This is a genomic window from Endozoicomonas sp., assembly GCF_051008435.1.
Lineage (GTDB): Bacteria > Pseudomonadota > Gammaproteobacteria > Pseudomonadales > Endozoicomonadaceae > Endozoicomonas_A.
Map to the genome: position 1 here is coordinate 1 of NZ_JBPCXO010000059.1, position 6,561 is coordinate 6,561.

A 6,561-nucleotide genomic window follows, 5' to 3' on the forward strand; every position below is an offset into this window, starting at 1 on the left:
CATGTATTGTGAAAGGGTGCATCGTGCGGTAGTCGGGCGAGTAGTACTTCTCACTTTCATCCCTGATAAACAATCATTTGGGTCAATTATCAAATTTCGGAACACGCTGTCAATGCGTAAGTCCTAAGGAATACAGCCAGTATCTGATTTATATGGCAGGGCAGATGCTGGCGAACTTGTTAGTGTATGCGTTCACGGATCCATTACCTGATGGCAAAAAGTCTGGCTCTCTGAAACAGTACGATGAGCTCTCCAGAGCCAATGCTCGTCGACTGAATCAGGCCAAACATATTGAAATTCACCAGAAGCGTCTTTTATCCCAGAAAGCTCTTGAAGCCAAGGCGCATTCCGATGAAGGCATCACTTATCACTACTGGAAAATAGTGAATGACTGGGTTCAATACCATTGGCCTGATCGTCGTCTCTAATGCTTAATTTTTGCGATAAAGCCGCTGTGGCCTCCCTACTGAGCCGTAGTCGAGGTCACAGTGCAGCTCTCCCGTGGTGGTGAGAAATTCAAGATAGCGTCGGGCTGTGGTCCGGCTCATGCCGTTTAATTGTCCTATCTCATCAGCATTAAAGCTTTTACCGGTCGTATCCAGACACTTTCGAAGCTTTTGCAAAGTGATCTGGTCGATGCCTTTGGGCAGGACTTCAGCACGAGTTTCAGCGTTCTGCTGACTGGATAACAGTTTGTCGACTTCTGACTGCTGGAGTTCATTGCTGCTGTCCAGACGGTGACGGAACTCGAGATAGCGTTGAAGTGACTGTTCCAGTCTGGAGTAAATCACCGGCTTCAAGATGTAATCAAACACCCCGCTGTGAAGGGCTTCTTGCAGCGTAGCTGCTTCCCGGGCTGCGGTGATCAGGATGGCATCCTGCTGCATACCTTCACTGCGGAGCTGTTTTAGCAGATCCACTCCGGTGCCATCGGGCAGATAAACATCCAACAAAAGCAGATCAGGCCTGAGCACAGTGACCATTTGAACGGCCTGCTCAAGGCTTGTGGCAATACCTGTTACTTCGAACGTACTCAGTCGTTCAATAGCCATCCTGTGCAGCTCAGCAATCCCTGTCTCATCCTCAACAATTAATATCTTTGGTTTGTTCATGCGACTTCGGTATATAGACGGTGAAGCGGGTGCCTGCGGGCTTTACATCATCAAAGGTTAGATAACCCTGAAGCTGTTTTACTGCCTCTTTTACCAGGAATAGGCCATAACCATGCCCTTCTCCTACCTTGCTGGTAGCACCTAGTTCATACACTGTATTTTTCAGGGTTTCCGGAATCCCTGCCCCATTATCTTCTACCTCAATGATCAGGTCATTGCCTATATCCGTCATTGAAAGGAAGATGGTTTTATTGCTTTGTTTACTGCTTATTGTGGAAATGCTGCTATTTCGGGTTTTGTGTTTATTTTCATGAAATGGAGTGGGCGATATTCCAGACTCACGGTTGTTGCTCGTGGCATCAAAGGCATTGTCAATCAGGTTGCCCAGAATGGTCACGATGTGACTGGTATCCAGTTCGTCAGGGATATCGGCAAAGTGACTGTCGGGATCAATATCCAGAGTCAGTCCCAGTTCATTGGCGCGATGGTATTTCCCCAGAATGACACCGGCGATCACAGGGTTGGGAATAGCACTTTGCAAAAAGGCAATGACGGACTGGTAGCCAGAGCTTTCCTTATGAATCAGTTCAACAGCTTGGTCTACGGCGCCCAGCTGAATCAGGCCGGAAATGGTAGAGAGTTTGTTGGAGTATTCATGGGTTTGAACCCGTAACAGATCGGCATAATTTTTAACCTGGATAATCTGCTGGTTTAATTTTTGAATCTGTTCGGTATAGCGCCAGGCGATCTCCCTGGGTTCTAAACCGTGAATGGTTCTCTTGAGTTTTTGACTGATCAGGGTAGCGGCAATCATGCTGAGACCCAGAGCAATCATAATGGCCATGGCCAGTGGTGTTGCCTGAGCAGAGGCTTTGGATTCCAGCTCGTTAATCAAATACCCTACTGAAATCACCCCGATGATATGGCCATCGTCATCAAAAACCGGTGCTTTGCCTCGGGTTGAAGGGCCCATGCTGCCTACAGCAGAGGAAATATAGGACTGGCCGTGTTTGAGCGCTAAATCATTGTCTCCGCCGATCATGGGCAAGCCAATTCGATTTTCCAGACGGTGTGCCAGGCGAATTCCGTTTTTGTCACCAATGGCTACAAAGCTGACACCCAGAACTTTGTGCATTTCGGTGACCAGCTTTTGCAGTGTGGGTGAGTCACCTTTTTTTACAGCTTGCCTGACAGAAGGAATCAGCGCGAGGGTCCTGGCCTGCTCCAGATTTTTTTTAGCAAGCTGGTGCTCCAGTTGTTCCTTGATATAGAACATTCCGGCCATGCCGGTGATACCGATTTGCAGCACTCCAAGGACCATCAGAGTGATCATTATTCTTGGTTGAATACCCATGGGGATAAACCGACGTAAAGCCCACGTACTGCTCATGGTGACTGCTTTCCAGACGTTTTCTACAGTGAGAGTGCGGCCATATCAGGCTCTGTAGCTATTTCGTATTTCAGGGTGAGCAGCACTTCCTGCTCACGGCTGTTGACGCCTCATTATGCAGGCAGCGTTATGTTAACGATTGCTGTACGTGTGTACAAATTAGTTGAATGCAGTCGGCACGTATAAGCATCTATATCAAAAAGTTTTGATATACCTTGTGGTGCTTGCTAGACTTCCGCTTTAGATAGATGGAGTAGAACCCTTTTGGCCACTTGCCAGAAGTCAACGGTGCAGCGTAAGGAGCTTAGCGTGTCGGAATCAGGATCAGTCGAGCAGCTGGCCGCTTTGGGAAAAGCGTATGGCGATGTACTGAGGCTTGAGATATTGAGAGTTCTGAGCACCGACTCTTTTGGTGTGCTGGAACTCAGCAGCCTCTTCGATATGCGTCAGCCTGCCATGAGCCACCATCTCAAGGTTCTCTCCCAGGCCGGACTTGTGAGTACCCGCAAGGAAGGCAATACCGTCTTTTACCGTCGGGCCTTGCCTCCCCAGGAAGGGATCAGCAGTGATGTCATACGTTCCCTTTTCTCAGCGGTCGACACTTTGTCGTTGTCGTCTTCTCTGATGAACCGCCTGATCAAGGTGAAAGATCAGAGAGCTGAGCAGTCCATGGCATTTTTTGCCCGGAATGTAGATCAGTTTCGTCAGCATCAGGAATTAATTGCTGACCATGATCTTTATGCCCGTTGTGTCGCAGATGTTCTGGAGAAAACCGAATTACCTGACCATCAGCGAGTGTTGGAGCTGGGCCCGGGCGAGGGCGATTTTCTGGAAACGCTGAGTGAGAATTTTCAGCGGGTCTATGCTGTGGACAACTCCGGAGAAATGCTGGCCATCAGCCAGCAGAGAGTAAAAGAGCGGGGCCTGGAAAACGTAGAGTTTATTCATGGGGAGATAGAAACCCTGAATGCTCTGGAAGGACAGTTTGACTGCATAGTAGCCAATATGGTGTTGCACCATGTAGCGACCCCTTCCGGTATCTTCAACTGGGTTTCAAGACTGCTGAAACCAAGTGGCAGTATGTTGGTCAGCGAGCTCAGCAGTCATGATCAGGATTGGGTAAGAGAATCCTGTGGCGATTTATGGCTTGGATTCAATGCTCAAGACCTTGATGGTTGGGCACAGGATGCAGGCCTGGAAATAGGTGAGTCCCAGTATCTGGGGCTGCGTAATGGTTTTCAGATTCAGGTCAGGCGGTTTTTCAAACCCCTGGGTTGAACAGTTTTTAAGAGGCGAAAAACGACTATGGCAGATTATACTCTGTTCACCTCCGAGTCGGTTTCCGAGGGTCATCCGGACAAGATTGCCGATCAGATTTCCGACGCTATTCTGGATGCCATCCTCAAGGATGATCCGGACGCTCGTGTTGCAGTTGAAACCATGGTGAAAACCGGCATGGTGATTGTAGCCGGTGAAGTGCGTACCGACACTTATGTTGATATCGAAGAGCTGGTTCGTAGCGTAGTCACTGACATTGGTTACAATCATGGTGACCTGGGCTTTGATGGCGAATGCGTGGCTGTATTGAATGCCATTGGCAAACAATCTCCGGACATCGCTGTAGGTGTTGATGAAACAGATGCGCGTGAACAGGGTGCTGGTGACCAGGGTCTGATGTTCGGCTATGCCACCAACGAAACACCTGTACTGATGCCTGCTCCTATCTACTACTCTCACGAGCTGGTTAAGCGACAGGCTGAGCTGCGTAAAAACGGCACTCTGCCCTGGTTGCGCCCGGATGCCAAGAGCCAGGTAACCATGCGTTACAACAGCGAAGGCAAGGTTCAAAGCGTTGATGCAGTAGTTCTGTCTACCCAGCATAATCCGGAAATTTCTCAGGAAGAGCTGCAAAAAGAAATTCTGGAAAAAGTCATCAAGCCCGTTCTGCCAGCAGAATGGCTGCATGAAAACACCAAGTACCACATTAATCCAACCGGCATCTTTGTCATTGGTGGCCCTGTTGGTGACTGTGGACTGACCGGACGCAAGATTATCGTGGACACCTACGGTGGTATGGCACGTCACGGTGGTGGAGCCTTCTCGGGTAAGGACCCATCCAAAGTGGATCGTTCTGCTGCCTACGCTGGTCGTTACGTAGCCAAAAACGTAGTGGCAGCTGGCCTGGCCGACAAGTGTGAGATCCAGGTGTCTTACGCGATTGGTGTTGCTGAGCCCACTTCTATCTCTATCGATACTTTCGGCACTGGCAAGATCGCTGATGCCAAAATTGAAGAGCTGGTTCGTGAGAACTTCGACCTGCGTCCAAAGGGGCTGGTTGATATGCTGGACCTGAAGCGTCCTATCTATAGAGCAACCGCTGCATACGGTCACTTTGGCCGTGAAGAGGAAGAGTTCTCCTGGGAACGCACAGACAAGGCTGACGCATTGCGTTCAGCTGCCGGTCTGTAATTGATACAGATCTCTACTGAAAAGGCTGCCATGTGCGGCCTTTTTTATGTCAACAGCCCCTGCCACAGAAGCCCATCAAACGATTTTGTCAGCTATTCTGACAACCCTGTCTTGAACCATTCAGAACTTCTGGGCTCTAGAAATAAAGTATTCCTAATTAAAGGATTCTGAAAACGCCTGAAGCAAAGGAGGTTGTCGAAAAAGGTAGCGAGCGCAGGCGAGACAAGGCAAAAAATGACGAAAAAGCGGAGTTTACATTCAGTAAATGAGCATTTTGAGTCATTTTTTAACGACGTATCGGCAAGCGCAGCCCTTTTGCGACAGCCTCAAAGGACGGCGGCAGACTTCAATTAACAGTGACAGGGACGTAGTTATGGATATTTTGTTTACAAATGATGGTAGTGACTTGTTTGCTCCAAGACTTGGTCTGACAACGGCAGGTAAAGCATTGATGGGACAGTTTAATAGCTCTTCTGTCACTAGTGTGCCGCCGACGCCCTACATTCAAGACGGTCATAATCCTGTTCGAGTCAGTACATCTGCTCCTTCGATATCATTAAATACTCCAATATCCGTTGTTCCTTCTTCTGGTTCTATGCTGTCTGGATTTAATGCAGATAGTGGACATTCCATGACTACTCCAGTGCTTACAGGTGAGAGCGGAGGGAGTCTTTTCGGTTTTGATTTTGATGAGGATCCAGGTGGTTTTCTTGCTGGATTAATAGGCAGTGATCCCGTGCCTGCACTGCCTCTACCCGGCGTAACAATGGACCCTGAAATGGAGAGAATGGCGATGGAGCTGGTTAATACTTCAGGGATATCATTTGAAGGATGGAGCGGTGGCATCAATCCGTTGAATCTCTTAACCACAGCCACTTCATCTACAGGCAGTGATTACCCCCATGGCTCCGGAATAGCTGCTTCAACGCCACCGGAAGCTTCTGAGGCAGTGGTTCAGGCGTCAAGACCTATAGCGAAAGCGGGTAAGTCAAAGAAGCCCAAGTCAGCGACCTTTATGGGTAAAAATCTTGAAGGGGTTGCGGAAAAACTGATGGCTGATGAAGCTGCCAGAAAATGTCCAGTAAACGGGCAGACCATCGGTGAGCGGGTAACAAAAGATAAGTTGACCAATATGCCGGTTGATGATTTCAATGCCATGCTTGCAAACAATGAGTTGAAAGATACTGATGTAGCTGTTATGAAAGAGTGGCGCCGCAGGAATAAGAATAAATTTTCAGCACAGGTCGCTCGCAAAAGAAAACGTGAAGAAGTTCAGGGCCTTGATGCAGAAGTGGATGATCTAAAAAAGCAGAAGATAGAGTTGGAGGAAAAACTCAAGTCATTGCCAGGCGAGATCAAAGAATGGAAAACAAAAGCACAGGCTCTTGAGAAAGAAGCGTTCGAAAAAAGGTGATTATAACCGGGTGGTTGAAGCCAGAATAGCGTCTGGAGATGCACAGGGCGCTAGGAGCCTGTCGGACTTAAGACAATTTCGGCCTAAATTCCAGAAAGAACGGCCCAATTATTCGATGAATTCGATTAAATAGGTCAACTATTCTCACGAATCCATCGAATAATTCGACTCGTTCT

General features: G+C 48.4%; 6 protein-coding genes. 4 read left to right on the plus strand and 2 right to left on the minus strand.

Annotation, left to right across the window (positions count from 1 at the left end; translation table 11 throughout):
- Positions 1 to 164: 164 nt before the first annotated feature.
- On the plus strand, positions 165 to 428 hold the full coding sequence (locus tag ACR2PX_RS02730; protein WP_433997824.1) for a hypothetical protein: 264 nt from the start codon (positions 165 to 167) through the stop codon (positions 426 to 428).
- Between the two features lie 3 nt (positions 429 to 431).
- On the opposite strand, the gene ACR2PX_RS02735 is transcribed toward ACR2PX_RS02730, so the two are convergent.
- Positions 432 to 1,112: a response regulator gene (locus ACR2PX_RS02735; RefSeq protein ID WP_433997825.1), complete on the minus strand. Its 681-nt coding sequence runs from the start codon at positions 1,110 to 1,112 to the stop codon at positions 432 to 434.
- Entirely contained in the window at positions 1,084 to 2,502 is a 1,419-nt protein-coding gene (locus ACR2PX_RS02740) for an ATP-binding protein (protein WP_433997826.1), read from the minus strand. Before ACR2PX_RS02740 ends, ACR2PX_RS02735 begins: the two co-directional genes overlap by 29 nt.
- Positions 2,503 to 2,811: 309 nt before the next feature.
- Between ACR2PX_RS02740 and ACR2PX_RS02745 the strand changes: the two genes are divergently transcribed.
- From ACR2PX_RS02745 to ACR2PX_RS02755, 3 genes are all read left to right on the plus strand, one after another.
- Positions 2,812 to 3,780 carry an ArsR/SmtB family transcription factor gene (locus ACR2PX_RS02745; RefSeq protein WP_433997827.1) on the plus strand — a complete coding sequence of 323 codons (969 nt, stop codon included), beginning with the start codon at positions 2,812 to 2,814 and terminating at the stop codon, positions 3,778 to 3,780.
- 27 nt (positions 3,781 to 3,807) lie between these two features.
- Positions 3,808 to 4,971 (plus strand): methionine adenosyltransferase, encoded by a 1,164-nt coding sequence (metK, locus tag ACR2PX_RS02750; protein WP_433997828.1) that lies wholly within the window; start codon positions 3,808 to 3,810, stop codon positions 4,969 to 4,971.
- Positions 4,972 to 5,344: 373 nt separating this feature from the next.
- On the plus strand, positions 5,345 to 6,385 hold the full coding sequence (locus ACR2PX_RS02755; RefSeq protein ID WP_433997829.1) for a hypothetical protein: 1,041 nt from the start codon (positions 5,345 to 5,347) through the stop codon (positions 6,383 to 6,385).
- Positions 6,386 to 6,561 lie beyond the last annotated feature (176 nt).

Excerpts from the sequence above, each read along its gene's own strand:
- ACR2PX_RS02730 (WP_433997824.1), top strand. The coding sequence starts at position 165 with ATGCTGGCGAACTTGTTAGTGTATGCGTTCACGGATCCATTACCTGAT.
- ACR2PX_RS02735 (WP_433997825.1), bottom strand. The coding sequence starts at position 1,112 with ATGAACAAACCAAAGATATTAATTGTTGAGGATGAGACAGGGATTGCT.
- ACR2PX_RS02740 (WP_433997826.1), bottom strand. The coding sequence starts at position 2,502 with ATGAGCAGTACGTGGGCTTTACGTCGGTTTATCCCCATGGGTATTCAA.
- metK (WP_433997828.1), top strand. The coding sequence starts at position 3,808 with ATGGCAGATTATACTCTGTTCACCTCCGAGTCGGTTTCCGAGGGTCAT.
- ACR2PX_RS02755 (WP_433997829.1), top strand. The coding sequence starts at position 5,345 with ATGGATATTTTGTTTACAAATGATGGTAGTGACTTGTTTGCTCCAAGA.